Source organism: Streptomyces sp. NPDC048419 (assembly GCF_043200415.1).
Taxonomy (GTDB): domain Bacteria; phylum Actinomycetota; class Actinomycetes; order Streptomycetales; family Streptomycetaceae; genus Streptomyces.
The window spans coordinates 58,536-84,967 of sequence record NZ_JBICXT010000028.1; the positions used below are offsets into that span (position 1 = coordinate 58,536).

A 26,432-nucleotide genomic window follows, 5' to 3' on the forward strand; every position below is an offset into this window, starting at 1 on the left:
CGAATATTTAGGCATGTCTGCAAGACCGGTGGCGAGCGTGGAAGCAAGTGGCGGTGCTGCCGGGTCGGCGCACGAGTGGGCGCCCGCGTCGCCGCTCGGAGCCTTGCTCCCGGAGGGACGCATCCGCCCCGGAACGGCGGTCAGCGCCGGTGGCGACATGCCGCTGCTGCTGGCGCTCGCCGCCGAGGCGGCCGGCGGCGCGGTCGGCTGGGCGGCGGTGGGCCTGCCGCAGATGGGAGCACTGGCGGCGCAGGCCGCCGGGCTGGAACTGGCGAGCGGGATGCGGATCGATGATCCAGGCCGTCAGTGGGCACACGTTCTCGCCACCGTCGCCGAGGCCGTGCCGGTGGTCCTGGTGGGGCGGCTCGAACCGGTGCCCGACCGGATCGCCCGCCGGCTGGCCGCCGTACTGAGGCGCAGCGGATCGGTGCTGCTGGCCGCCGACTCCTGGCAGGGCGCCGAGGTGCGGATGAGCGTGGTGTCCGCGGCCTGGGAGGGCATCGGCGGTGGGCACGGTCTGCTGCGCGGGCGGCGGGTGCGGGTGGCGGCCGCCGGACGCGGCGCGGCGGCCGTGCCGCGGTATGCGGAGATGTGGCTGCCCGGGTCCGACGGCCACGTCGCGCCTGTACGCGGCGCGGCGGAACCGGGCGCCCGTCAGGCCGTGCCCCTGGACACGGCCTCACGCCGGGAACGGCCGGTCCTTCGCGTGGTGGGGTGAGCCCTCGCCGGAAGGGGTGGGCGTTACTGGTCGCCACCACGCACAGGGTGGAGCGAGTCTGGAGCAGACGGTCGGGAAGGGGCCGCAGCCCGGCGGAAGGATCGGCCGCATGACACAGGAGCGAGCGGCCCCGCTGCCCGGTGGCGGCACGACGCACGGTGCGGCCCTCACCGTGCAGGCGACGGACGGCCAGGTGGAAATCCTGTGCCTGTCGGGTGTCCTCGATGCCGACGGTGCCGCCCCGCTGACCCGGGATCTGGCCCACCACGCCCAAATGGCGTCCCGCGCGGAACAGCGCCTCGTACTGGATCTCACCGGCCTCCGGCTCGTCAGCGCGGCGGCCGTCCGGGTCCTCGACACCCGCACACGCCATCTCGCGGAGAACCCCGTCCTGGTGATCGCGGCGGCACCGCATGTGCAGGCGCTGTTCTCGCCGTCGCCGGCCCTGCGCGTGTACCCCAGACTCGGTGCGGCTCTGGCCGCGGTGCCCCCGGAGGCGGGCGGAAGCGCCGATCGGGGGCGAGGACCTGCAGGCCGAGGTGTTCGGCCTGCACGCCGAGGTCCGCGCCGGCCCGCTGATCGGCATGGCCCAGGGGGTGCTGCTCGAGCGCTACGCCGTGGCCGACGCGGACGCGGCCTTCGGCCTGCCGAAGCAGGCGTCCCAGCGTCACAACGTGCCGATGCGGGTCCTCGCCTCGGCCGTCGTGACCCCTCCGCCGCCGAGCGCGCCCTCGCCCGAGTGGTTTCCCGGGCGCACCGTCGTCCTCGAAGCACTGGAGTACATGCACTCGCACGCCCCGCACCGCGACTGATGCTCAAGGGCCGAACGGGTCAGGCATCTGCCGTCGGGTGTGTGAGGCGCCCGCGAAGGGGCTACCCGAAGCAACGAGGGGTTGGGAAAACAGCCCCTCGGGTTCTCCGGGGCCGCTCGCCCCGGGGAGCCGCCTTCCCGCCGCGTGGCGTTTCGCGGCGTGAGCTTGCGTGGCCTCGTGCGGCCGGATCTTCCCGTGGCCCCCGTGTCTCCGTGTGGCCCGCGCGGCGGGCTCGTCGCGTGCCGGCTCGACACACACACCGTGCGAACAGGTACATGACCTGAGACAGGTGACTTGATTTAATCGCACGCACATTCGAATATCGGTTCATGAGCGACGGGCGGAGCAGCAGGATCATCGTCGGCTGGGTCCCCGACTTCCCGGTCGTCGCGGCCGGCCTCCAGGGCGCCGAACCCGTAGCGGTCGTCCACCGCGACGAGGTGGTGGCCTGCTCAACGGCCGCGCGGGCGGCAGGCGTACGGCGGCGGATGCGCGTGCGGGCCGCGCAGTCCCGTTGTGCGCACCTGCGGGTGGTGGAGCGGGATCTCGCCGCCGAGATACGGGTGTTCGAGCCGGCCGTCCGCCATGTCGAGGGCACGGTCATGCCGCGCCTGGAGGTCGTCCGCCCCGGCCTGATCGCCGCGCCCGCCCACGGCCCCTCCCGCTACTGGGGCGGTGAGCCGCAGCTGGCCGACCGTCTGGTGGGCGCCCTGGCCGAGATGGACCTGCCGGCCCGCGCGGGCATCGCCGACTCGGTCTTCGCCGCCGCCCTCGCCGCCCGCACCGGGGCCGTCGTGCCGCACGGCGGCGAGGCCGCGTGGCTCGCCCCGTATCCGGTGGGCGTCCTCGGCGTGCCCAGACTGGCGGAGCTGCTGCAGCGTCTTGGCATCCGCACGGTCGGCGCGTATGCGGCACTGCCCGAGGCCAAGGTGCTGGCCCGTTTCGGCGCCGAGGGCGGCACCGCCCACCGCATTGCCCACGGCCGCCACGAGCGCCCGCTCGCCGTAAGGGCGGACACGGAGGCGCACACCGTGGCGTACTCCTTCGAGCCTGCCGCCGGCCTCCTCGAACCCGTCGTGTTCGCAGCGAAGGCGAGCGCCGAACAGCTCCATGAGCGCCTGGCCGCGGCCGGGGTGGTGTGCGCCCGGCTGGAGGCCGCCGTGGAACTCGCCGACGGCCGCACCTTGTCGCGGATCTTCCGCCACGAGGGCCGGCTGTCCGCGCTCGCGGTCGCCGAGCGGGTACGCGGTGTCCTTCAGGCATGGGCGGACGCCGGGCTGCTCGACGCCGGAGGCGAGCAGGGCATCGTCCGCCTCGCGCTGCGTCCCGAGCAGCTGACCACGGCCACCGGCCGCCAGAGCGCGCTGTTCGGCGAGCGCCACACCCCCGAGGAGATCGAGCGGGCCGCCGCCCGGGTGCAGGCCATGCTCGGCCACCGTGCCGTGGTGCGCGTGGAGTTGGGCGGCGGCCGTGGCCCGGCGGACCAGGTCCGCCTGGTCCCGTTCGGCGACCTGGACACCGGCCCGCGTCCGCCGGACGGCCCGTGGCCGGGCCGGCTGCCGACTCCCCACCCGGCCACGGTCTTCCCGCACTGGCTGCCCGCCGAGCTCACCGACGCGGGCGGGCGGCAGGTGGCGGTCTCCGGCCGCATGGCCCTGTCCGCCGCCCCGGACCGCCTCGCCGTGGAGGGCTACGGCGACGCCACGGTCGAGGGCTGGGCGGGCCCCTGGCCCGTACTGGAGTGGTGGTGGGACCACAACCGCTCCCGCCGCATCGCCCGCATGCAGATCACCGCCGCCGACGGCCGCGCCTGGCTCCTGGTCGTCGAGCACGGCCGCTGGTGGGCGGAGGCCCACTATGGCTGACACTGACATCAAGGGCCTTAGGACGCGGGAGCCCTCCAGGCAACATGCCGATATGCCGATATGCCGCTACGGCGATGACCGGCATCCCGGTCGTCAGGAACCGCGACGACACGAGGAGCACCCGTGGCAGGCGCGTACGCAGTGATCAGGACCGTCGACCACCACACCGGCGGCGAACCGTTCCGGATCGTGCCCGACCCGCCGGCCGCCTTCCCGGGAGCCACCGTGGCCGAGCGCCGCATGTTCGCCATCGACGACCCCGACGCGGACGGGCTGCGCAAGCTGCTCTGCCGCGAACCCCGCGGACACGCCGACATGTACGGCGGGTTCATCACCCCGCCCGACGACGAGGGCGCCCACTTCGGCGTGCTGTTCTGGCACAAGGACGGCTTCTCGACCGCCTGCGGCCACGGCTCCATCGCACTAATCGCACTAGCGGTCTGGGCCGTGCAGACCCGCCGCGTCGCCCGCGACCCCTCCGGCAGCTCCCCGGTCGTGATCGACGTCCCGTCGGGCCGGGTCACACTGCGCGTGCACACGACCGGCGAACGCGTCACCGCCGTCGACTTCGTCAACGTCCCCAGCTACCGCCTCGCCGGGCACGTCCCCGTCATGACCACCCGCGGGAACGTCACCGTCGACATCGGCTACGGCGGCGCGCTCTACGCCCACCTCGACGCGGCGCAGGTCGGGCTGTCCGTCACCCCAGAGCTCTACTCCGACCTCATCGCGATCGGGCGCGAGGTGAAGTGGGCACTGAACGACACCCCGTTCGCCCGCCACCCCGTCGACGACCGCCTCAGCGGCATCTACGGCACCATCGTCTACGACGACCTCGGCACCGACGAGAACGGTGACCCGCACCAGCGCGATGTCACCGTCTTCGCGGACGGCCAGGTCGACCGCTCCCCCTGCGGCTCCGGCACCTGCTCGCGCGTCGCGGTCCTGGCGGCGACGGGTCGCCTCGCTCCCGGCCGGACCCTGGTGCACGACTCGATCGTCGGAACCCGCTTCCACGCCCGGATCGTCGAGGAGCTGACCGCCGGCGGCCACGCGGCCGTCGTCCCGGAGGTCACGGGGATGGCGTACCGCACCGGCGAGCACCGCTTCGAGCTCGATCCCGACGACACCCTCGGTACCGGATTCGTCCTGAGGTGACGTCCGGCCGCCCGCCACGGCTGATTAATGTTGTCGCATGGACGCTCATGCCGAACGCGCTGCTCAGCCGGTGGACAGACAGGCCCGCATCCTCGACGCCACGCTGAAGCTGCTGGCGCGTCACGGGATTTCCGGCGTGAGCGTCCGTGCCGTGGCCCGCGAGGCCGAGGTCGCGCTGGGCCTCGTGAACTACCACTACGCCGACAAGACCAGCCTGATCCGTGCGGTGCTCCACCGGATCGAGGAACAGGACGTGGCCCTGCTCGCCGTGGACGCGTCCCTCTCCCCGGAGAAGCAGGTCCGTCTCGTCCTGCGCCGCATCGCGGAACCGCAGTTCCTCACCCAGGAGTACCTGTCACTACGGCTCCAGCTGTGGGCCCTCGCCCAGGCTCACGAGGACTTCGCCGACATCAACACGACGGCCCAGAAGAAGTACAGATCCGACCTCGCAGCACTGATCCGGGCAGCGCGACCGACGATCACCCGAGGCGAGTCCAACCGCCGCGCGGCGGACATCGACGTACTCCAGAACGGCCTGTGGCTGACAGCCCTCCTCGGTCTCGACCAGGCGTCGATCCGCAGATGCGTCAAGCGCTGCGAGGAGATCGCGTTCGCCGACCACTGAACTCGTCTTCGCGATTCAGTGGACGATGGAGACGATCTGACAGGCGGCGACGGCCAGTTGGCGTTCGCCGCTGACGCGGACGCGGGCGAGAGCGGTGCTTGGGTCGATGCCGCGCGTGCACAGCCGCCATGCGGTCTCCCAGTCCAGCGAGACCGTCGTGGTCGGCCGGCTGCCGGGCGCTTCGGCCGGCGACCAGCGGTCCGGAGTCGCGGTCACGGCCCAGGTGCCGCCGCCCGGCCCGTCGATGACGACGTGGAGCTGCGTGCCGGCGGGCGCCTGCGTGTCGCGCAGGGTGTGGGGCAGGGCGCGCATGAAGGTGTCCAGGACCTTGGACAGGGCCCGGGCTCCCGAGTCGGTGCTGCGGCCGGTGGCATGGCGGATCTGCTGGCGGTGGGTCCAGTACTCGGTGAACTCCCGGGCGATGTCGAGCCAGGCCGGCGCCGGGTCCGCTCCGGCCCAGGACACCGCCATGCCCGCGGCGTGCAGGTCGGCGCTCTCGAAGCGGCGGCCGACCTGGGAGCCGGCCAGTTCCAGGCCCTCGACGATCGCTGCGTGGCTTTGATGGGCGTGGAGTTCGACCCATTCCTGGTTGATGCGGTGGATGAAGGCTTCCAGTGTCTCGCCCGGCGCGATGATGCGCTCATGTCCGGGTGTTCTCCAGCCGAGACGCCCGTGAAAGTCGCCGAGGACATGAGCGGCGAGATCGTGCACCGTCCAGCCCGGCACCGCAGTGTTGTTCCACTCGGAGGGCCGCAGCGCGCGCAGCAGGTCGAGCAGGGACGTCAGCTCCGACGCGAACAGCGGGCGGGCGTCGATCGGCTCGCCGAGCCGGACGGGACCGGACAGGCTGTCGGCTGGGGCGCTCATGGCCGAAGCCTCGCAGCCAGGATGCCGGTCCGCCATCCAAATACCCGTTGCCGAGACGGCCTCACAGCGCGGCCGCTGGCCGGTGATTGCCTGAACGCTCGTTCAAGTCGTAGATTGAGGACCGATGACTTCACACGATCACTCCGCCGCATCAGCCGTAGCCGTCGACTTCGACCACACCTCGTTCGCCGTGCGGGACGCGATGAGCTGGGCGAGGCGGCTGCGGAGGGAACTCGGTGCCACGCCCGTCATCGGGGAGACCCTCGAGGAGTTTCGGTACCTGCTGTTCTACGTCGGAACCACCCACGCGGGCGCCCGCATCGAGCTGCTCGAACCGAACGGTCCCGGCTTTCTCGGTCGATTCCTCGACAAGCACGGCGAGGGCGCGCATCACGTGACGTTCACGGTTCCGGACCTTCGCGAGGCCGTGGAGCAGGCGCGGTCCATCGGCGCGACGGTCGTCGGTGAGGACTACGAGCACCCCGCCTGGCGCGAGGCCTTCCTCCTCCCCGACGCCAGGCATCGCGTCGTCATCCAGCTCGCCCAGACGGACCGCCCGTACCCGTCCACCGAAGAGCTGCTCGCCACGCGCGAGCGCGACGTCTCGACCCTCCCGAGCACCGGCGGGGCGACGGACTCGGACTGGTGGACCTCCGTGTGGAGCACTCCTCCCGGGCCCGCCGTCATTCTCGGACCGACCCACCTGAGCACCACCGACCCTGAGTTCACCAAGGATCTCTTCGCCTCCGTCCTCAAGGCCGAGGTCACCGAGCACGACGACGAACTCGCCTTCACCTGGCCCGGTGGAGCCCTGCGCGTCCGCACCGCCGAACGAGCGGGGATCACGGGCGTCAGCCTGGAGGACTCCTCCGTCGCAGGTCTGACGATCGGGTCGGTTCCGCTGGGAAATCCCGGCCATTCCGGATGACTTGATGCCGGCACGTGTGGTCTCAGCCCCACGACGGCACGCTCGCCGAGTACGGGCTCGATGAGCCGGTACAGCCCGTGCTTCACGTCCAGCCGTTCCGGCACGCTCGTGGGCGTGTGAATTCCGCCGGCGGGGGCGCAGGTGGTGATCACTGGCTTCGGCATGGCGCGTCCTTCTTTCCGGACGGGCCGGCCAGCGACCTGTAGGCGTCCAGCACCAGGCCGTGGAAGTGGTGGACACCGTGTTCGGACAGTCCCGAACCCCCCGCGTCGTAGACGATCCGGCCCTGGTCGAACGCGGGTGTGCCCATGCCGCGTTGGACGCTCTCGACCAAGGTGATGTCCTGCACCTGCAGCACGTCGTCGATGTAGCTGACCGACTGCGTTTCCGCTTCGGTGAGTTCGGGGGTCTCGAGGAAGAAGTCCCAGGTCTCCAGGGTGCGGTCCGGGCCCGCCGGGACGACCTGGAAGACCATGAAGTTGCCCCGGCCCGGGTAGCGGAGCAGGCAGGTGTTGGGCCAGAGCCACCACACGGCATGCTCGTTGACGGTTGCCCCGGACACGTCGTAGGCGGCGTTCTCGTGCAGGCCGGCCTTGGCGAAGTGGCTCGACCAGATCCCGTGGGCCCTCACCTCGTAGGTGTCCATGTCCACGAGATCGACGAACTCCCGGTGCGCGATGTGGCAGTGGTAGCACTCGAGGAAGTTGTCGATCACGTTCTTCCAGTTGCTGCGCACGTCGTAGGTGAGGCGCTTGGCGTGTGTCAGGTCGGCCACGTCGGGAGCCCATCGCGCGATGTCCGCGGCCAGATCACCGGCCTGCTCGGACAGGCGCGCGGCCGCGGCGTCGAGGTTGACGTAGACCATTCCGCCGAACTCCTCCACCAGCACCTGGTCGAGGCAGATCTCGGACTTGTCGAAGGTCGGCATGCGGTCGGCGCGGCGTGCGGCCCTGAGCGAGCCGTCCAGGCCGTACGTCCAGGCGTGGTACGGGCACACGATGTTCCGGGTGGTGCCCGAACCCTGGAGGAGTTCGTGGGCGCGGTGCTTGCAGACGTTGTAGAAGGCGCGCAGGGCGCCGGACCGGTCGCGGACGACCGCGATCGGCATGCCCGCCACGGTCGCGGAGACGTAGCTGCCCGGGGCGGTCAGTTTCTCCACATGACAGATCCACTGCCAGGTCCGGGCGAAGATCCCCTGGAGGTCTGCCTGCGCCCACTTGGGCTCGGTGTACGCATCGGCTCGAAGGGACATCGAGCGGGCCGGGTCCGCGTCGAACCCGGTCTCGATCTCCCGCACATCGGAGGCTGTGATGGAAACCATGCGCGGAGTCTAGGAGCGGACTGAACGATCGTACAAGACTGGCGCTGGACATTCGTTCAGTTCGGGCGGAGGCAGGCCACGCTTGCATCGTTCGCACATTTATTCGAATATTGAGCCATGGGTGCGCCAGGGACGGGTGAAAGGACAGCTGAGGCGCAGGTCATCGGCTTCCCCGTGCCGCCCGGCGAGGACGACGGGCCGGGCTGGGCCGAGCTGCACGTCCACTCCGCCTTCTCCTTCCTCCAGGGAGCCGCCCAGCCGGACGAGCTCGTCGCCGAGGCGGTCCGGCTCGGCATCAAGGTCCTCGCGGTCACCGACCGGGACGGCCTGTACGCCGCGCGCCGCCTGGCCGAGGCGGCCGGACCGGCCGGCATCGGCACCGTCTACGGCGCCGAACTCACTCTCGAAGAACCGGAGTTGGGCACGCCCGTGGTCCTCGCCCGCACGTTGGAGGGCTTCCGGCTCCTGTCGTCGGCGATCAGTGCCGGCCAGCTGGCGGGTGCCAAGAACGCCCCCGTCCACGACCTGCACGCGCTGTCCGCGGCCGCGGGCAGCGGACACTGGGCGGTACTGCCCGGCTGCCCGGCCCCCGACGCGGAGCGCTGCGACGTCGCCGCGGTCGCCCACCGTCTGGAGCGGCTGACCGACGTCTTCGGCACCGGCAGCGTCTACGCCGAGATCGTCGACCACCATCTGCCGCAGGACTCCGTCGCCGCCGATGTCACCGTCGTGGCCGCGCGCCGCCTCGGCCTGCCGGTGGTGGCGACCGGCGCGGTCCACTACGCCGCCCCGCGCCAGGCCCGACTCGCCCAGGCGCTGGCCGCGCTGCGCCGCCGCGAGACCCTGGACCGCGCCGCCGGCCACCTGATGCCGGCCCCGACGGCGCACCTGCGCTCGTACGCGGAAATGCGCCGTGGACTCGCCCGGCACCCGGGCGTGCTGGAGACCACGGTCGAGCTCGGCCGCTCCTGCGTGATCGACCTCGGCGGCCTGCGTCCGCAGCTGCCCGGCTTCCCCACCCCGCCCGGCTTCACCGAGAACACCTGGCTGCGCTATCTCGCCGAACGGGCCTGCGCCGCCCGCTACGGCGACCGCGACGACCCCTCCCCCGAGGTGGCCGCGGCCTGGAAGCAGCTCGACCACGAGCTCCATGTGATCGGCGAGTTGGACATGGCGGGCTACTTCCTCATCGTCCACGACATCGTCCAGTTCGCGATCGGCCGCGGCATCTGGTGCCAGGGCCGCGGCTCCGCGGCCAGCAGCGTGGTCTGCTACGTCCTCGCCATCACCGCGGTCGACGCGCTCAAGAACGGCCTGCTGTTCGAGCGCTTCCTGTCCGTGGAGAAGGCCGGACCGCCGGACATCGACATCGACTTCGAAGCCGGCCGCAGGGAAGAGGTCATCCAGTACGTCTACAGCCGCTACGGCCGCGACCATGCCGCCCAGGTCGCCAACGTGATCACCTACCAGCCCCGGCTGTCGGTGCAGGACGCCGCCAGGGTTCTGGGCCATCCGGCCGCGCACATACGCGAGATGACCCGGCACATCGACCACGGCCCGCCCGGCCCGGACCTCGACCTGCCCGCGGACGTACGCGGGCTCGCCGCCCAACTCCACACCCTGCCACGGCACATGGGCATCCATGTCGGCGGCATGGTCCTCACCCGGCAGCCGCTCGGCGAGGTGATGCCGCTGGAGTGGGCCACCGCGGAGGGCCGTTCGGTCCTGCAGGGCGACAAGGACGACGTGGCCGCCGCCGGCCTGATCAAGATCGACCTGCTGGGCCTGGGCACACTCAGCGCCCTGCACACCGCCTGCGACCTGATCGCCGAGCACCACGGCGTACGCCTCGACCTGACCTCGATCCCGCCCGACGATCCCAAGGTGTACGGCATGATCGCCCGCGCCGACACCATCGGCGTCTTCCAGGTCGAGTCCCGCGCGCAGATCAGCACACTGCCCCAGCTGCGCCCGAAGACGTTCAACGACCTCGCCATCGCCGCCTCGATCATCCGCCCGGGGCCGATCCAGGCCGGTTCCAAGCACCCCTTCCTGCGCCGCCGCCGCGGCGAGGAGCCGGTCACCTACCCCCATCCGCTCGCCCGCCGCGCCCTGGAGAAGACCCTCGGCGTCGCCCTCTACCAGGAACAGGCCATGCAACTGGCCATCGACTGCGCGGGGTTCAGCCCCGGCGAGGCGGATTACCTGCGCAAGGCGATGGCCGCCAAGCACGCGCCGGAGAAGGTCGCCGCCCTGCGCGACCGGCTCCTCGCGGGCATGGCCGCGAGCGGCATCCCGCCCGCGGCCGCCGCCCGGATCACGTCCATGATCGAGGCGTTCAGCGACTACGGCTTCCCCGAGAGCCACGCCCAGTCGATGGCCCACATCATCTACGCCAGCGCCTGGATCAGGCACTACTACCCGGCCGCCCTCACCGCGGGGATCATGGCCAACCTGCCCATGGGCTTCTACGACGTCCAGACCCTCATCCAGGACGCCGAGCGCCACGGCATCGAGGTGCGCAACGTCGACGTGCGGACCTCCCGGGTGCACGCCACCCTCGAACGCGTCCGCGCGGAGGGGCAGTTCGCCATCCGCCGGGGCCTGACCAGTGTCAACGGGCTCAGCGAGGACACCGCCCGCAGCATCGTCGCCGCCCGCGAGGTGCGGCCGTTCGGCGATCTGGAGGACTTCGCCCGCCGCACTCGGCTGCCCGCCCGGCTGATGGAACAGCTCGCCACCGCCGGCGCGTTCGCCGCCTTCGACGACCACCGCCGCAGCGCCCTGTGGACGGCCGGCGCCTTCCCCCGCAGCGTCCAGCCCTACCTGCCCGGCCTGGGCACCCTCGCCCCCGCCCCCGACCTGCCGGTCATGAGCCGGGCGGAGGAGACGGTGGCCGACCTGACCGCCACCGGCGCCAGCACCACCGGCCACCCGGTGCACCACGTACGGCCACTCCTCGACCGCCGGGGCGCGCAGACCGCCGCGGCCGTCCGCGCCATGGCCGACCAGACCCGCGTACGGCTCGGCGGGCTCGCCAAGTACCTGCAACGCCCGCCCACGGCCAACGGCGTGGCCTTCGGCGCCCTGGAGGACGAGACCGGCATGGTCAACCTGGTGTTCTCCCCGCCCGTCTGGGAGCGCTGCCGCCGCGTCCTGCTCGAAGCCCCGGCGGTCCTGCTCGACGGTCATGTCGAGCGCGAGCACGGCTCCTTCAACGTCATCGTCCACCGGGCCGGGAGCCTGGCGGTGCCGACATCGCCGCGTCCGCCGCGCCGTGTGCCCGGACGCCGATGAGTTCGTCGGCGACCCATGGTGCGACGCCGGCCGGATAGGGCGACGGCAGCCCGAGGACGATGTGCCGGAAGCCGGCGTCGACCGCTTCGTCGATCGCGTCCCGGGTGGGACCGGGCCGCTCGTAGTCGACGGGAAGGTGGAGGGAACGGGTGATCGTGGCGGGGTCGCGGCCGATCTCGGCGCAGTAGCGGTCGAGGAGTGCGCTGCGGCGGACGACGTCGTCGATGTCGCCGCCCGGGATGTTCCACAGGTCGGCGTGCTCGGCGACCACGCGCAGCGTCGCGGACGAGCGGCCGCCGATCAGGATCGGCGGGTGGGGGCGCTGGACGGGTTTCGGGTTCCCGAACGCTCCGGTGAGCTGGACGTAGTCGCCGTGGAAGTCGAACGGTTCGGCCTCGGTCCACAACCGCCGTATCACCGTACAGGCTTCGGCGAGACTGCCCACGGCGTGGGCGGTGTCGTGGAAGGGCAGCCCGTGAGCGGCGTACTCGCGCCGGGCCGGCGGATGGCCGGGCCGGGAGCCGACGCCGATGCCGAGGTCCAGCCGTCCGCCGGAGACGACGTCGACCGTGGTGGCGATCTTGGCGAGCAGCGCGGGCGGCCGGAACCGGTTGCTGGTCACCATCACGCCGAGCCGCAGCCGCCTGGTCTGCGCGGCCAGCGCCGAGAGGAGCGTCCAGCCCTCGAACGCCGGCCCGGCGGGGTCACCGCCGATCGGCATGAGGTGGTCGAACAGCCACGCGTGCTCGATCTGCGGGATCGCGTCCGCTTCGCGCCAGACCCGCAACAGGTCGTCGTAGTCGACCTGTTGCGGGGCGGTCATGATGCCGAAGCTGGGTCGGGTGGTGTGCGGCATGAAGATCTCATTCCTCAGCGACGCCGGAGTGACGGGTCGAGCAGCGCGGGCGGGGTGTCGTGCTTCTCGTCCGCGGCGAGGTCGGTGCCGGGGGCGACGATCGCGTCCACGGCATCGAGTACGTCGGCGGAGAGCACGGTGTCCGCGGCCGCGAGGTGGGAGTGCAGGTGGTCCAGGGTGCGGGGGCCGATGAGCGCGCTGGTGACGGCGGGGTGCGCGGTGACGAAGCCGAGTGCGAGCTGGATCATCGTCAGGCCGGCCTCGTCGGCGACGGCGGCCAGCCGCTCCACGGCGTCGAGCCTCGCCCGGTTGGCCGGGACGGCGATGTCGAAGCGCTGCGGCATGAAGGCGGCGCGGTTCCCGGTGATCTCGCGGCCCTCGCGGATCGCCCCCGACAGCCAGCCCGAGGCCAGTGGGCTCCACACCAGCACGCCGAGCCCGTACTCCTCGGTCACGGGCAGGACGTGGGTCTCGATCCCGCGTTGCAGGATGGAGTAGCTGGGCTGCTCGGTGACGTAGCGGCTCAGACGGTGTTCGCGGGCGGCCCACTGGGCCTGCACGATGCGGTGGGCGGGGAAGGTCGAGGAGCCGAAGTAGCGGATCTTTCCCGCGCGTTGGAGGTCGGTCAGGGCCGACAGCGTCTCCTCGTCGCCGGTCCGCGGGTCCCACCGGTGGATCTGGTAGAGATCGACGTGGTCGACGCCGAGCCGGCGCAGGCTGTCGTCCAGCTCGGTGACCAGCCAGCGGCGTGAACTGCCCTGGTGGTTGCGCTCGCCACCCATCGGCATACCGGCCTTCGTGGCGAGCACGATGTCCTCGCGCCGGCCGGCGATGGCCTTGCCGACCATCTCCTCCGACTCGCCGTCGCCGTACATGTCGGCGGTGTCGATGACGTTGACGCCGGCTTCGAGGGCGGCGTCGACGATGGCGGTGGCCTCGTCCTGGGTGGTGCGCCCGATCCTGCCGAAATTCATCGCGCCGAGTGCGAGGGAGCTGACCTGCACGCCGGTGCGGCCCAAGGTGCGGTACTGCATGAGCGTATTCCTCCATCGAGGCATGGCTTGGTGGCCGGGCTCCGGCTCTGACATCATGAGCAAACGGAACCTCGTTCCGGAAACGACGATACGGAACACAGTTCCGTTTTGGCAAGAGAGAGCGCGGGAGTGGCAGGGTGAACGACAGTGACGAGGGCAAGGGACAGGCGGCCCGCTCCAAGCGGGCGGACGCCCGGCGCAACAAGGAGACGCTGCTCAACGCGGCCGCCGAGGTCTTCGTGGCGTCGGGCGTTGAGGCGCCGGTGCGCGACGTCGCGGCCAAGGCCGGCGTCGGCGTGGGCACCATCTACCGGCACTTCCCGACGCGGGCGGATCTCATCGTCGCCGTCTACCGGCACCAGGTCGAAGCGTGTGCCGAGGCCGGACCGGCCCTGCTGGCGAGCAGCCCAACTCCCTATGCCGCGCTACGGGATTGGATCAGCCTGTTCGTCGACTTCCTCGTCACCAAGCACGGCCTGGCCGGCGTGCTGCACTCCGACAGCGCCGGATTCGACACGCTGCACGCCTACTTCCTCGAACGCCTCGTGCCCGTATGCACCCAACTCCTGGACGCGGCGGCCGAGTCGGGCGAGGTCCCCTCCGCCCCGGAGGCCTACGAGCTGATGCGCGGCGTCGGGAACCTCTGTGCCGGCGCGGACAGCGATCCCCGCTACGACGCCCGCCGACTGGTCGCACTCCTCATCGCGGGACTGCGCCGGCCTCGGTGAAAGACAAAAGGCAAGGAGGTCAGCCACTCCTTGCCACTCTCAACTTATAGCGCACTGGGGGGCTTGCGGCAAGGCCGGGGTCGTGCCGCACAATCGCAGGCCGAAGCCAGAACCTGCGGAAATGGGGGATTCCCGAAGTGCGCACGTCTTTGTCAGCATTCGATCTGCCCGATCGCCTCTCCTCAAAGGCCGACCCGGCGCTGATCGCCCGCGACGAGCGGCATTTCGCCGCCATCGCGCAGTGCCTGGAGCAGACGATCGCCGAACTGTCCGAGCAGCTCGCCGTTGAGCTCAGGGCGCCGGGCGGCCTGGGCCGGCAGGCGATGGACCGGGACGTCGAGGTCCACCGGCTGAACAGCCGTCTGCGCACGCTGCGCCGCTTCGGCCTGGACCTGTGTCTCGGCCATATCGTCGCCGCGGACGGCTCCGAGCCCCTGTACATCGGCCGTCTCGGCCTCACCGACAGCGAGGGCCGCCGGCTGCTGGTCGACTGGCGCTCCCCCGCGGCCGAGCCGTTCTTCGCCGCCACCCACGCCAACCCGATGGGCCTGGCGAGCCGTCGCCGGTACCGCTGGACCCGCGGCCTGATCAGCGACTACTGGGACGAGGTGTTCACCGCCGACGGGCTGGAGGGGCACGCCGCGCTGGACGACCAGTCCGCGTTCATCGCCAGCCTGGGCGGCAACCGGTCGGACCGGATGCGTGACGTGCTGGCCACCATCCAGGCCGACCAGGACGCGATCATCCGGGCGGGGTCCCGCGGCGCCCTGGTCGTCGACGGCGGTCCCGGCACGGGCAAGACCGTCGTCGCCCTGCACCGCACCGCCCACCTGCTGTACTCGGACCCGCGTCTCGGGCACCGGCGCGGCGGCGTCCTGTTCGTCGGCCCGCACCAGCCCTACCTGGCCTACGTCGCCGACGTCCTGCCCAGCCTCGGCGAGGAGGGCGTGCAGACCTGCACCGTCCGCGACCTCGTCACCGAGGGAGCATCGGCGGTGGCCGAGACCGACCCGGACGTGGCCGCCCTGAAGGCGTCCGCGGACATGGTGAACGCGATCGAGAAGGCCGTCCGGTTCTACGAGGAGCCGCCCGCCGAGGCGATGACGGTCACGGTCGGCTGGACCGAGATCCCGCTGACCGCCGACGACTGGACCGAGGCGTTCGAGGCCCCGGAGCCGGGCACCCCGCACAACGAGGCGCGCGAGCAGATCTGGGAGAAACTCGCCTCGATCCTGCTGGACAAACACGCCGGCGACGACGTCCCGCCCGAGCAGTTCCTCAGGGCGCTGCGGCAGGACAAGGAGCTGGTCGGCGCCCTCAGCAGCGCCTGGCCGCTGCTCGAAGCGACCGACCTCGTGGGCGACCTGTGGTCCGTGCCCGCCTACCTGCGGATGTGCGCGCCCTGGCTCGACCGCGACGCGGTGAAGAAGCTCCGGCGCCCCGACGCCCAGGCCTGGACCGTGTCCGACCTGCCGCTTCTGGACGCGGCCCGGCAGCGGCTCGGGGACCCGGAAGCGGCCCGGCAGCGGCTGCGGCACGCGGCCGTCCTCGCCGCCCAGCGCGAGCGGATGACCCAGGTCGTCGACAACCTGATCGAGGCCGCGGCCTCCTCCGGCGCCGACACCGACGACGGCGAGGGCCTGGTGATGATGCTGCGCGGCCAGGACGCCAAGGTCAGCCTGGTCGACGAGTCCGAACTGCCCACCGCCGAACCGGACTTGCTGGCTGGCCCGTTCGCGCACATCGTCGTGGACGAGGCCCAGGAACTGACCGACGCGGAGTGGCAGATGCTGCTGCTGCGCTGTCCGTCCCGGAGCTTCACCATCGTCGGCGACCGCGCCCAGGCCCGGCACGGCTTCACCGAGTCGTGGCAGGAACGGCTCGAACGGATCGGCCTCGACCGCATCGAGGTGGCGTCCTTGAGCATCAACTACCGCACACCGGAAGAGGTGATGACGGAGGCCGAGCCGGTCATCCGGACCGTGCTCCCGGACGCCAACGTGCCGACCTCCATCCGCAACAGCGGCATCCCGGTCGTCCACGGTTCCGTCGCGGAACTGGACTCGGTCCTCGACGCCTGGCTCACCGCGCACGACGAAGGGATCGCCTGCGTCATCGGCGATCCCGCGTTCGGGGCGACGCCCCGCGTCCGCTCACTGCCACCGGAACTGTCGAAGGGCCTCGAGTTCGACCTGGTCGTCCTCGTCGACCCGGAGTCCTTCGGCGAGGGCGTCGAGGGGGCGGTCGACCGCTATGTGGCGATGACCCGCGCGACCCAGCGACTGGTCGTCCTCACCAGCTCCTGACGTAAACCAACTCGACCGCGGGGGGAAGGCTGTTGCCGGATCGGCCGACGCGCGTCAGCTCCCCGCGGTCACAGCCTTGAGCTGGTCGAGGGACTCCTGCATCAGCTCGCCCATCGGGCGTTCCTCACCCTCCGCGACCCAGCGCTCGAAGCCGATCTTGAAGACGGCGAGGCCCGCCTCGGCGGTCAGGCTCGCGGCCGGTTCGTCCACGCCGCGGTGGCGCAGCGCGCCGGACAGCGCGGCCGACAGCGCGGCGAGCTTGATCAGCTCGCGCTCCTGGAGTTCCGCGTTCGCCATGATCACGGCCTGGCGCTTACGGGCGAAGGGGCGGCGGTCGACGAAGACCGCGGAGACCGCCTCGAGCGCGGCCGCCACCATGTCGATCGGTGCCGCCGACTCCGGCGCCTCGGCGACGGACTTCACGAACAGCTCCTGCAACGCGCCCGCGCCGTCGAAGAGCACCTCGCGCTTGTCGGCGTAGTGCCGGAAGAAGGTCCGCTCGGTCAGCCCGGCCTGTTTGGCGATCTCCGCCACCGTCGTGCGTTCGTAGCCGCGCTCGCTGTACAGCTCCAACGCCGCTTTGGCCAGGCGTTCGCGTGCGTTCGGCTCCCATCTCACCATGGCCCAGATCCTACGCGATGGCAGTCACTGACATCAGGTGCTAGCGTTGACGTCAGTCACTGACATCGACAGTTTGGGGCTTTCCCATGCGCATCTTCGTGACCGGCGCGTCCGGCTGGATCGGATCCGCGCTCGTTCCCGAGCTCCTCGAAGCGGGCCACGAGGTCACCGGCCTCGCCCGCTCCGACTCCTCCGCCGCCGCCCTCACCGCCGCGGGAGCGGACGTGGTGCGCGGCAGCGTCGACGACCTCGACGTGATGGCCGGCGCCGCAGCCGAGGCGGACGGGGTGGTTCACCTCGCCTTCAAGCACGACATCGCCTTCAGCGGCGACTTCCAGGGTGCCGCCGAGGCCGACCGCCGCGCCGTCGACGCCCTGGCCGAGCCGCTGGCCGGCACCGACCGCCCGTTCGTCCTGGCCTCCGGCCTTGCCGGTCTGAAGCCCGGGCAGGTGGCGAGCGAGCGGGACATGCCCACGGTCGACGGCTCGGCGCTGTCCATCCGCGCGTCCACGTCGCTCGCGGTGCTCGCCCTCGCCGAGCGCGGCGTGCGCTCGTCGATCGTGCGGCTCTCCCCGACCTGCCACGGCGACGGGGACCACGGGTTCATGGCGTCCCTGGTCGCCGTCGCCCGGGACAAGGGCGTCTCCGGCTACATCGGCGACGGCGCCAACCGCTGGCCGGCCGTCCACCGCCTCGACGCGGCCCGGCTGTTCCGGCTCGCGGTCGAGGAGGCCCCGGCGGGGTCGGTGCTGCACGGCGTCGCGGAGGAGGGCGTCGCGATCCGCGACGTGGCGGAGGTGATCGGCCGGCACCTCGACGTGCCGGTGACCTCCGTGACGCCCGAGGACGCGCCCGGGCACTTCACCTGGCTGAGCGCCTTCCTCGGCCTCGACGCCCCGGCGTCGAACACGCTCACGCGAGGCCTGCTGGCCTGGGAACCGACCCAGCCCGGCCTGTTGGAGGACCTCGACAAGGGGCACTACTTCCAGGGCTCCTGAGCGGCGGGGGTGGGGTGGGCCGGTTGTGGGGGCGGCTGACTGTGGGAACGCGGGGGGCCGGGGGTAGTTCGGCTCGCGGCCGGTTGTTGGTTCACCTCGCAGCCGGCGGTCGGTTCGGCTGGCTTACGGTTCGGCCCGCGCCGGCGGTCGGATCGGCCGGGCGGCGGCTCGGCCCGTTGGCTGGCACTCGGTTCGGTTGCCGGCCGGTTCGGTTGACGGCCGGTTCGGTTGACGGCCGGTTCGGTTGACGGCCGGTTCGGTTGACGGCCGGTTCGGTTGACGGCCGGCGGTCAGCGGTCAGCGGTTGGATCGCCTCACGGCCGGCGGTCGGTTCGGCCGGCTTACGGCTCGACCCGCCGGCGGTCGGATCGGTTGACGGCCGGTGGTTGGTTCGGCGCGCGGCCAGTGGTCAGGCCGGTCGGCCGTCGGCTCAGCTCGCGCCCAACGGCGAGCGGGCGACCGCCAGTTCGGCTCCTGGCCTACGCGCCGCAGCCCGCTGCCCGCTGCCGGCGGGGGCCACCGACCGTCAGCTCGGCTCCTGGCGTACGCACCTCACCTCGCGGCGAGCGGGAGGCCGGCGACCGTCAGTTCAGCTGCCCACGTATCCGCCTCGGCTCGCGGCCGGCGGGTGGCGGCCGGGCGTCAGTTCGGCTGCCGGCGTACTCGTCTCAGCTCGCGGTCGAGGGCCCAGGCGTCGGCGACCGGTCCGACGTGGCCGAGCTTGTCGGGGTTGATCACCGAGCGGATCGTGCGGATCCGCCCGTCCAGCACGTCGAGCACCATGACGTTGACGACCCCGCCCTCCCGGTCGCGGAAGACCGCGCCGGGCTGGCCGTTGATCTCGTGCGGCTCGATGGTCACGTCGATCCGGGCCATCCAGGGGAAGACGGAGGCCAGCAGCCGGGCCACGTTGTCGGCGCCGACGACGGCTCTGGCCAGCTGCGGGGCCTTGCCGCCGCCGTCGCCGGCCATCGACACGTCCGCGGCGAGGAGGTCCTGCAGCGAAGCCACGTCGCCTTCGCGCAGGGCGTCGAAGAACCGCGACGCCAGCTCCTCCCGCTCGGTGCGGACCGCTTCGAAGCGCGGCCGTCCGTCCTGCATGTGCCGCCGCGCCCGTACCAGCAACTGCCGGCACGCCGCCTCCGTCCGCCCCACCGCGGCGGCGACCTCGTCGAAGCCGAAGCCGAACACCTCGCGCAGCACGAACACCGCGCGTTCCAGCGGGCTGAGCCGCTCCAGCAACAGTAGGGCGGCCATCGACACCGAGTCGGCCAGCTCCATCGCCCGCGCCGGGTCCTCGTACGGGTCGTTCAGCAGCGGCTCGGGGAACCACGGGCCGACGTACTGCTCCCGCCGTACCCGCGCGGAGCGCAGCACGTCGATGGCGATCCGCGTCACCGTGGTCGAGAGGTAGGCCTTGGTCGAGGTGGGGCGAGTCGCGGTGCCGTCGAAGCGCAGCCATGCCTCCTGCACCGCGTCCTCGGCCTCGCCCACGCTGCCCAGGATCCGGTAGGCGATCGAGAACAGCAGCGGCCGCAGCTCCTCGAACTCCTCGACCTTGCTCACGTCCACTCAACTCCCCCTGCACATCTTCCCGTTACGACCTGTTGCGATCCGTTGAGACCGTTGAGACCCGTTGAGACCCCTCGGGATCCGTCACGAGCGCACCGATCAGTGGAACTGTCCGGGCTCGTAGTCTCCGGCCGGCTGCCGGCTGATGACGTTGAGCCGGTTCACCATGTTCATGAAGGAGACCAGAACCACCAGGGCGGTGAGTTGCTCCTCGTCGTAGTGCTTGGCGGCAGAGGCCCACACCTCGTCGCTGACCCCGCCCGCGCCGTCCGCGACCCGGGTGCCCGCCTCCGCCAGCTCCAGAGCGGCGCGCTCGGCCTCGGTGAAGACCGTGGCCTCCCGCCAGGCCGCGACCAGGTTCAGCCGAACCGAGGTCTCGCCGGCCGCGGCGGCGTCCTTGGCGTGCATGTCGATGCAGACGGCGCAGCCGTTGATCTGGCTCACGCGGAGCGCCACCAGTTCCTGCGTCGCGGCCGGCAACGGCGCCTCCTTCAGTGCCCGGCCCGCCGGCATCAGGTGCTTGACGGCCTTGCCGGCGGTCGGGCTGGTGAAGTAGTTCACTCGCGCTTCCATGGTGTGCTCCCCTGTGGTCGTCACTGGCTACACCCCCTGGGACGGGGTGGCCCGACCGCCTGTGACATGCCGGGCTATGACCTGCGTCTCCTCGCCCGGCATCAGAGGGCGACCAGGCGACTACTGTGGCCGCGCAGGCGGACCGAGGCGAGGGCGCCGCACAGGAGCGCCACCCCGAGAAGCGTGCCGCAGGCCGTGGCGGCGGTGGGGGCGTCGCCGTCGAGTGCGGCGCGCAGGCCGCGCGCGGCCCAGTAGCCGGGCGAGGCCGGGGCCACCCGGGCGACCCAGACGGGCAGCACGCTGAGCGGTACGAGCGCGCCGCCGACGCTGCTGAGCAGCATGCCGCCGATGTCGTAGGCGGCCGAGAGCTCGCCCATACTGCGCACCAGCACACCGAGGAGCGCGCCGAGCCCGAGCAGGGTGCCGCTCCAGCTGAGCAGGACGGCAAGGAGCAGGAACGGATGCGGGACGCTCAGCCCGAAGGCGCAGACGCCGAAGCCGATGATCAGCAGTTGCTGGGCCAGCAGGGCCGCGAGGACCGGAACGGCCTTGCCGACCAGCATCTCCACCGGGTGCAGCGGCGTGGAACGCAGACGGTCCCAGGTGCGGCCGATGCGTTCGGCGAGGATCGCGCTGCCGGCGATGCTGAGCGCCAGCAGGGAGAACGTGACCAGCGTGCCCACGACGGCCTGTTGCGTGCCGGCGGTGCGGCCCTGCGCGGCCAGGTAGAGCGGTCGCAGCAGCGTCATGAAGGCGAGCGGCAGGATCATCCGGCTCAGCAGCGGGCCGGGTTCGCGCAGCATCAGCATCGCGTTGTGACGGACGAGGGCGACCAGGCGGGTGGCGGATTCACGCGGCGGCATGATCGGACTCCGGCACGGTGGCCTCCAGGGATCGGTAGAGATCGTCCAGGCCGGGACGGCGGACGTCGACGGACGCGGGCGTACGGCCGGAGGTGAGCAGGGCGGCCAGATCGGCTCCGGGGTCGGTGGTGGGCAGACGCATTTCTGGTACGGCCGGGTCGGCGAAGGTGACGTGGAGTTCGCCGGGCAGGTCGCGGGTGAGCTCGTCCTGGGTGCCGCGGGCGATGACGCGCCCGGCGCGGGCGAGTGCCAACGTGGCGTCGAGATCGACGAGTTCGGGCAGATAGTGCGTCGTGTAGAGGACGGCCGCACCGGCCGCGGCCCGTGCCTTGACGGCGGCGAGCAGCGCGGCGCGGGTCTCGGGGTCGGCCCCGGCGGTCGGCTCGTCCAGCAGCAGGAGGGACGGGCAGCCGACCATGGCGGTCGCTGCCTGGACTCGGCGGCGCTGGCCCCCGGACAGGATGCCGGTGGGACGGTCCGCGACGGCGGTCAGACGCAGTTCGTCCAGGACGCGGTCGATCTCGGCGTCGCGGCGCCGGCCGCGCAGCCCGGCCAGTCCGGCGAGCAGCTTCAGGTTCTCCCGTGCGGTGGCGCTGCCGTAGAGGGCCAGTTCCTGGGGAGCCACACCCAGCAGTCCTCGGGCGGCCCGCCCGTCGCGCAGGGCGTCATGCGGGCCGATGCGGATCCGGCCCGCGTCCGGCCGTACCAGACCGGTGACGATCTCGACGAACGTGGTCTTGCCCGCGCCGTTGTGGCCGATGAGGCCGACGATCTCGCCGGGCGCGACCGTGAGATCGAAGCCGTCGAGGGCACGATGCCGGCCGTAGCGCTTGACCAGTTCCTGGGCGTCGAGCATCCCCGCCTCCATGACGTCTACACCGTATACGTCTACACTGTAGACCCATGAGCGGCAGACGGGAAGAGATTCTGGACGCGGCGCTGGACATCGCCGACGAGCAAGGGCTCGACGCGGTGTCGATGCGAGCGCTCGCCGACCGCGTCGGCGTCACACCGATGGCGCTGTACCGGCACGTCAAGGACAAGGCGGCGCTGCTGGACGGCATGGTCGGACGCCTGCTGGCCGCCGTACTGCCCACGGAGCCGTCCACGGAGCAGACCTGGGAAGAACGGCTCAACGCACTCGCGCACGCATTCCGCGAAGTGACGCAGCGTCACCCCTGGGCGGCGCACCTGCTGTTCTCGCGGCCGGCGATCACGGCGGACGCCGTACGCGCGGTGGACATCATCTTCCTCGCGCTCATCGAGGCCGGGGTCCCCGAGCCCCAAGTGCCCCGGCTGGAGCGCATGATCAGCACCTTCGTGATCGGGTTCGCCGCCTCCGAGGCGTCGGGCCGCTTCGCCCCCGGCAGCCTCGACCCGCGCAGCCGACGCGGCCGGCTCCCGGACAGTGAACTCCCCGGACACAGCACGCTCACACCGTGGCTCGACCTGCCTGTCGACCTCACGGCAGAGTTCGAGGCCGACCTGGACGACATCCGACGGCTGATCAAGGCGGCGGCAGGGCGAACGGACTGACCGCCGCCCCGCGGCTCATGCAGAAGCAGTCGGGCGGGGCGGCGATCACGCGGCTGTAGCGAGAACTGTGGCGCGAGCGGCGATCACGCGGCTGTGAAGGCCAGCACCACGTTGTGCCCGCCGAAGCCGAAGGAGTGGCTGACCGCTGTGCGGATCTGCTGCCGGCGGGGCTCTTTGGTGACGCAGTCGATGTCGAACTCCGGTGCGGGGGCCTGGAGGTTGGCGATCGGCGGCACGCGGTGGTGCTGGATGGCGAGGATGGTGAGAGCGGCCTCGATGGCACCGGCGGCGCCGAGGGTGTGGCCGAGTACGCCCTTGGCGGCGGTGACGCTGGGACCGTGCGGCAGGGCACGGGCGATCAGCGCGGCCTCGGTGGCGTCGTTGAGCGGGGTGGACGTGCCGTGGGCGTTGACATGGTTGACGTCGTCCGGGTCAACGCCCGCTTCTTCGAGGGCAGTTCGCAGCGCCGCCTCCGCTCCGTCGGCCAACTCCGGCGGAGCGGTGGGATGGTGGGCGTCGGAGGTGCTGCCGCACCCGGCGAGCAGGGCGTGGGGCCGGGCACCTCGGGCGACGGCGTCCGCGACGCGCTCCAGCACGAGCACGCCCGCCCCCTCGGCCATGACGAAACCGTCGCGGTCGGGCGCGAACGGGCGCGACGCCTCGGCGACGGCGCCGGTGCGCACGGACAGGGCACCCATGCGCCAGAACGACGTCACGCTCAGGCGGCTGATGGCGGCCTCGGTGCCGCCCGCGACCACCACGTCGCACAGATCGGCGGCGAGCAGGTCGCGGGCCAGGGCGATCGCGGTGGCTCCGGAGGCGCAGGCCGTGGCCGGCGCGATGCTGATGCCACGGGCATGCAGGTCGATGGTGACCTCACCGGCGGCCAGGTTCGGCACGATCATGGGGATGGCGAGGGGCGAGACCCGGGCGGGGCCTCGCCGTTCGAGGCGCTGGTACTGCTCCTCCCACTTGTCGGTGCCACCCATGCCGCAGCCGATCACCGTGGCCACGCGCGCCCCCTGCCAGGCCGCCGGATCCAGTCCCGCGTCACGTACCGCCTCCCGCGCGGCGAGGACGCCGAGCTTGGTGAACCGGCCCATACGCCAGGACTTACGGCCGATGGCGCGGTCGAAGTCCTCCTCGGGGAACGGCAGTCGGCAGGTGAAGTCGACGGGCAGCCCGCCCAGCGCGGGGTCGCGGGTCGCGAGGGAACGCCCCGCGCAGACCGCCTCCCACGTCGCCTCCGTCCCCTGGCCGCCCGGCGTGATCAGCCCGAGCCCGGTGACGGCGATCGGCGCCTTCGACGCGCACATCAGGCCGTCGCCCCGGCCGCGCGCAGCTCGTCGAGGTGAGCCGCCACCTCGGCCAGCGTGGTCGACCGCGTGGCGCGACCGCTGTCGGCCTGCACCCGCAGGCGCTCTTCGAGAACGAGGACGAACTCGGCCAGCGCGAGGGAGTCCAGTTCGAGCTGCTCCAGGGTCACGTCCGGCGACAGCTGATCCTCGGGGATGCGGAAGGTGGAGATGAGCGTGGCGCGGACGTGGTCGTAGCTGTCGGTGGCGTCGTTCATGCGCGTTCCTTGCCAGGTCGTGGTGCGGTGCGGGGACTGGGCCGTCAGGCGGGGTCGGGATGCCACTCCATGAGAAGCACTCCGGCGGAGGCGCCGCTGGCGAGACCGAGGAAGGCCACGAGGGCGCCGGGACACAGCCGGTTCTCCCGTGCGGCTTCGACGAGTTGGAGAGGAAGGCTCGCGGTGGCGACGTTGCCGTAGCGCGCGAAGGTGGGCACCGCCTTGTCGGGTGCGAGGCCGGCGGACTCGAGGATGGTGCGGGTGAAGGGGACGGATGCCTGGTGTACGCAGACGAGGTCGAGGTCGTCAGGTTTACGGCCCCACGCGCGCAGCGCGCCCGTCACGTCCTTCTCCATCCCCGCGAAGGACGCGGCCAGCGCCTGGGAGTCGAAGCGGACGGAGGTCCTCGGCGTGCCCGGTGAGAAGTACGGGTTGGTGACCGTGGCCGCACGCCAGCCTGAGGAGTTGGTGCTCCAGTGGATGCCCAGCAGCCCGGGACGCTCGCTCGCTTCCAGCAGCAGCGCGGCTCCCATGTCACCGAGGGTGAGGGCGGGCAGGAGCAGGGCGAGTTCGTCGCGGTCGCGCGCCGGGAGCTGGGAGAGCCTGCTGCCCCGCTCGCCGGTGACGATGAGCACGCGGCGGTAACGCCTCGCCTGGATCAGGGCGTCGGCGATCTCCAGGGCGTTCAGGACGCCGTTGCAGGCGTTCTGTACATCGAACACCGGTGCTGCGAGACCGAGTTGGGCGGCGACGACGTGCGCGGTGGCGGGTTCCTCCAGGTCCTCGCTCGCGGAGGCGAAGATCAGGAGATCCACGGCCTCGGGGCCGAGACCGCCTTCGTCGAGGAGACTTCTCGCGGCTGCCGCCGCCAGGTCGGAGGGCAAGGCGCCGGCCGGTGCGACGCGACGCTCCTCGAAGCCGTACATCTGCCTCAACAGGCCTGGCAACAAGCGGAGTTCGGAGCTTCGGGAGCGGACCTCGTCCTCGATCTCCGCACCGGTCTGGCGGTCCGGGGGCACATGGACGGCGACCCGGCGGATCGTACTGTAGCGGGGCTCTGTCATGGATGCGGTGTCGTACTCCTGCCGGGATACGGGCGCTACGGGCGCGGGCCGGTTCGGGCGTGGCAATGCACGCCAGTGAAGGGAGAAGACACGGCGCACCGCAAACGGACGCCGAGCCGCGTGCGGCCATTGGAGTGACGGAAGCGGAAGGCTTCATTCGCCGGAGTTACGCACGGCGCGCGGAGGTTGCTCGGAGGGCGACGGCTCTGCTCGCACGCCACCGCCGAAGCTCGAATCCCTGTAGCCCGTCTACGAGTTCGTCGCGCACCGGTTCGGACGCGGTGGCGCATGCCGCCACGACATCGCGTGGCACCTAGATTCGCCCGCGGGATGGGAACCGAGCACGTTCTCGGTCACAGTGACGGTGATCGCTCGAGGGGCAGCAGTGGCGGGGGAAGGAATGCCGATGACGGAACCTGGTCTGTTCGAGCTGGAAACGGTAGTAGTCGGACAGCCGAAGCGTTCACGATGGCGCAGATACGTGGGACCCGCGCTGGCCCTGTCCACCGCGAAGGGGACCCCGCTCGCCTGTGTCGCGTACACCGACGACACCCACTCCGTCCTCACCGATTCGTACGGCGAACTCCTCGTTCTTATCGAGCAGTTCGGGCCGGCGGAGTTCCGCTTCACCAACGCCGTGGACCAGGAGATCGGGGCCGCCGACGCCCGCGGACTCGTCAAGACCCGGCAGCTCACACTCCAGACGGAGCAAGGACGCCAACTCCTCCTCACCCGGCCGGGTCTCCTGAACACCGAATGGCATCTCACGGAGACCGATCCGGAAAGGGACCCGGCGCCGGAGATTCTTGGCCGGGCCACGGTGAGCACCATCGACTCGTGGATCGGGTTGCAGCAGTACGTCGTCGACATGGGCCCTCGTCTGGACGCCCCCGAACGGCGGACCGTCATCGCCTCGATCGTCTGTCTGCACCTGCTCCGCCGGCCTCCGGGCGGCAGCACCGCGCCGGCGTGAGAGCCAGTAGTTCTAAAAGCCCTCGTTCTGAACGACATGGGCGTGGCCGTCCACCATGTGATCGGCCGTGCGACGCCTCGACATACGGTCTGCGATCCAAGTGCGCGCGGCGCGCGGAAGCGGCCCACAACGCCAACTCCCAGG

24 protein-coding genes are annotated in these 26,432 nt (G+C 71.6%); 12 read left to right on the forward strand and 12 right to left on the reverse strand.

Annotation, left to right across the window (positions count from 1 at the left end; genetic code table 11):
• Positions 1-13 precede the first annotated feature (13 nt).
• From ACGFYN_RS38830 to ACGFYN_RS38850, 5 genes are all read left to right on the forward strand, one after another.
• On the forward strand, positions 14-718 hold the full coding sequence (locus ACGFYN_RS38830; RefSeq protein ID WP_393870689.1) for a hypothetical protein: 705 nt from the start codon (positions 14-16) through the stop codon (positions 716-718).
• 467 nt (positions 719-1,185) lie between these two features.
• Positions 1,186-1,530 carry an ANTAR domain-containing protein gene (locus ACGFYN_RS38835; protein ID WP_393870690.1) on the forward strand — a complete coding sequence of 115 codons (345 nt, stop codon included), beginning with the start codon at positions 1,186-1,188 and terminating at the stop codon, positions 1,528-1,530.
• Positions 1,531-1,859: 329 nt separating this feature from the next.
• Positions 1,860-3,395 carry a DNA polymerase Y family protein gene (locus tag ACGFYN_RS38840; protein ID WP_393870691.1) on the forward strand — a complete coding sequence of 512 codons (1,536 nt, stop codon included), beginning with the start codon at positions 1,860-1,862 and terminating at the stop codon, positions 3,393-3,395.
• Positions 3,396-3,518: 123 nt separating this feature from the next.
• Complete coding sequence (locus ACGFYN_RS38845; RefSeq protein ID WP_393870692.1) at positions 3,519-4,553, forward strand: proline racemase family protein; 1,035 nt, start codon at positions 3,519-3,521, stop codon at positions 4,551-4,553.
• Positions 4,554-4,590: 37 nt separating this feature from the next.
• Positions 4,591-5,178: a TetR/AcrR family transcriptional regulator gene (locus tag ACGFYN_RS38850; protein ID WP_393870693.1), complete on the forward strand. Its 588-nt coding sequence runs from the start codon at positions 4,591-4,593 to the stop codon at positions 5,176-5,178.
• Positions 5,179-5,193: 15 nt separating this feature from the next.
• Here the strand turns inward: ACGFYN_RS38850 and ACGFYN_RS38855 are convergent, their stop codons facing one another.
• Entirely contained in the window at positions 5,194-6,045 is an 852-nt protein-coding gene (locus ACGFYN_RS38855; RefSeq protein WP_393870694.1) for a maleylpyruvate isomerase family mycothiol-dependent enzyme, read from the reverse strand.
• A 124-nt stretch (positions 6,046-6,169) separates the two neighbouring features.
• On the opposite strand from ACGFYN_RS38855, the gene ACGFYN_RS38860 reads away from it, so the two are divergent.
• A complete protein-coding gene (locus ACGFYN_RS38860) occupies positions 6,170-6,973 on the forward strand; it encodes a VOC family protein (protein ID WP_393870695.1) in 804 nt (267 codons plus the stop codon).
• Between the two features lie 148 nt (positions 6,974-7,121).
• On the opposite strand, the gene ACGFYN_RS38865 is transcribed toward ACGFYN_RS38860, so the two are convergent.
• On the reverse strand, positions 7,122-8,294 hold the full coding sequence (locus ACGFYN_RS38865) for an SRPBCC family protein (protein ID WP_393870696.1): 1,173 nt from the start codon (positions 8,292-8,294) through the stop codon (positions 7,122-7,124).
• 117 nt (positions 8,295-8,411) lie between these two features.
• Between ACGFYN_RS38865 and ACGFYN_RS38870 the strand changes: the two genes are divergently transcribed.
• Positions 8,412-11,591, forward strand: a complete 3,180-nt coding sequence (locus tag ACGFYN_RS38870) for an error-prone DNA polymerase (RefSeq protein ID WP_393870697.1) — start codon at positions 8,412-8,414, stop codon at positions 11,589-11,591.
• Here ACGFYN_RS38870 and ACGFYN_RS38875 read toward each other — a convergent pair.
• Entirely contained in the window at positions 11,515-12,447 is a 933-nt protein-coding gene (locus tag ACGFYN_RS38875; protein WP_393870698.1) for an LLM class flavin-dependent oxidoreductase, read from the reverse strand. The genes ACGFYN_RS38870 and ACGFYN_RS38875 overlap by 77 nt on opposite strands.
• A 14-nt stretch (positions 12,448-12,461) precedes the next feature.
• Complete coding sequence (locus ACGFYN_RS38880) at positions 12,462-13,481, reverse strand: aldo/keto reductase (protein ID WP_393870699.1); 1,020 nt, start codon at positions 13,479-13,481, stop codon at positions 12,462-12,464.
• 137 nt (positions 13,482-13,618) lie between these two features.
• Between ACGFYN_RS38880 and ACGFYN_RS38885 the strand changes: the two genes are divergently transcribed.
• Together ACGFYN_RS38885 and helR are read left to right on the forward strand one after the other, a co-directional pair.
• Positions 13,619-14,209, forward strand: coding sequence for a TetR/AcrR family transcriptional regulator (locus ACGFYN_RS38885; RefSeq protein WP_393870700.1), 591 nt, complete (start codon positions 13,619-13,621; stop codon positions 14,207-14,209).
• Between the two features lie 149 nt (positions 14,210-14,358).
• Positions 14,359-16,515 carry an RNA polymerase recycling motor ATPase HelR gene (gene helR / locus ACGFYN_RS38890; RefSeq protein WP_393870701.1) on the forward strand — a complete coding sequence of 719 codons (2,157 nt, stop codon included), beginning with the start codon at positions 14,359-14,361 and terminating at the stop codon, positions 16,513-16,515.
• A 54-nt stretch (positions 16,516-16,569) separates the two neighbouring features.
• On the opposite strand, the gene ACGFYN_RS38895 is transcribed toward helR, so the two are convergent.
• A complete protein-coding gene (locus ACGFYN_RS38895; RefSeq protein ID WP_393870702.1) occupies positions 16,570-17,136 on the reverse strand; it encodes a TetR/AcrR family transcriptional regulator in 567 nt (188 codons plus the stop codon).
• 86 nt (positions 17,137-17,222) lie between these two features.
• Here ACGFYN_RS38895 and ACGFYN_RS38900 point away from each other — a divergent pair, with 86 nt between their 5' ends.
• The gene (locus tag ACGFYN_RS38900; RefSeq protein WP_393870703.1) at positions 17,223-18,134 is read left to right on the forward strand and encodes an SDR family oxidoreductase; all 912 of its coding nucleotides are present in this window, start codon (positions 17,223-17,225) and stop codon (positions 18,132-18,134) included.
• A 642-nt stretch (positions 18,135-18,776) separates the two neighbouring features.
• Here the strand turns inward: ACGFYN_RS38900 and ACGFYN_RS38905 are convergent.
• The 4 genes from ACGFYN_RS38905 to ACGFYN_RS38920 form a co-directional block, all read right to left on the reverse strand.
• Positions 18,777-19,700, reverse strand: a complete 924-nt coding sequence (locus ACGFYN_RS38905; protein WP_393870704.1) for an RNA polymerase sigma-70 factor — start codon at positions 19,698-19,700, stop codon at positions 18,777-18,779.
• 105 nt (positions 19,701-19,805) lie between these two features.
• Positions 19,806-20,279 (reverse strand): carboxymuconolactone decarboxylase family protein, encoded by a 474-nt coding sequence (locus tag ACGFYN_RS38910; RefSeq protein ID WP_393870705.1) that lies wholly within the window; start codon positions 20,277-20,279, stop codon positions 19,806-19,808.
• A gap of 101 nt (positions 20,280-20,380) precedes the next feature.
• On the reverse strand, positions 20,381-21,142 hold the full coding sequence (locus ACGFYN_RS38915; RefSeq protein WP_393870706.1) for an ABC transporter permease: 762 nt from the start codon (positions 21,140-21,142) through the stop codon (positions 20,381-20,383).
• Positions 21,129-21,998 (reverse strand): ABC transporter ATP-binding protein, encoded by an 870-nt coding sequence (locus ACGFYN_RS38920; RefSeq protein ID WP_393870707.1) that lies wholly within the window; start codon positions 21,996-21,998, stop codon positions 21,129-21,131. The genes ACGFYN_RS38915 and ACGFYN_RS38920 overlap by 14 nt, the downstream gene beginning before the upstream one ends.
• A 47-nt stretch (positions 21,999-22,045) precedes the next feature.
• On the opposite strand from ACGFYN_RS38920, the gene ACGFYN_RS38925 reads away from it, so the two are divergent.
• Positions 22,046-22,678, forward strand: a complete 633-nt coding sequence (locus ACGFYN_RS38925; protein WP_393870708.1) for a TetR/AcrR family transcriptional regulator — start codon at positions 22,046-22,048, stop codon at positions 22,676-22,678.
• Positions 22,679-22,761: 83 nt separating this feature from the next.
• On the opposite strand, the gene ACGFYN_RS38930 is transcribed toward ACGFYN_RS38925, so the two are convergent.
• Genes ACGFYN_RS38930 through ACGFYN_RS38940 form a run of 3 tightly spaced genes read right to left on the reverse strand, consistent with a single transcriptional unit; the run spans position 22,762 to position 25,315 of the window.
• Positions 22,762-23,994 (reverse strand): beta-ketoacyl-[acyl-carrier-protein] synthase family protein, encoded by a 1,233-nt coding sequence (locus ACGFYN_RS38930; protein WP_393870709.1) that lies wholly within the window; start codon positions 23,992-23,994, stop codon positions 22,762-22,764.
• On the reverse strand, positions 23,994-24,251 hold the full coding sequence (locus ACGFYN_RS38935; protein WP_393870710.1) for an acyl carrier protein: 258 nt from the start codon (positions 24,249-24,251) through the stop codon (positions 23,994-23,996). The genes ACGFYN_RS38930 and ACGFYN_RS38935 overlap by 1 nt, the downstream gene beginning before the upstream one ends.
• 44 nt (positions 24,252-24,295) lie before the next feature.
• Positions 24,296-25,315 carry a 3-oxoacyl-ACP synthase III family protein gene (locus ACGFYN_RS38940; RefSeq protein ID WP_393870711.1) on the reverse strand — a complete coding sequence of 340 codons (1,020 nt, stop codon included), beginning with the start codon at positions 25,313-25,315 and terminating at the stop codon, positions 24,296-24,298.
• Between the two features lie 406 nt (positions 25,316-25,721).
• Here ACGFYN_RS38940 and ACGFYN_RS38945 point away from each other — a divergent pair, with 406 nt between their 5' ends.
• Positions 25,722-26,288 carry a hypothetical protein gene (locus tag ACGFYN_RS38945; protein WP_393870712.1) on the forward strand — a complete coding sequence of 189 codons (567 nt, stop codon included), beginning with the start codon at positions 25,722-25,724 and terminating at the stop codon, positions 26,286-26,288.
• The last annotated feature ends 144 nt before the right edge of the window (positions 26,289-26,432 follow it).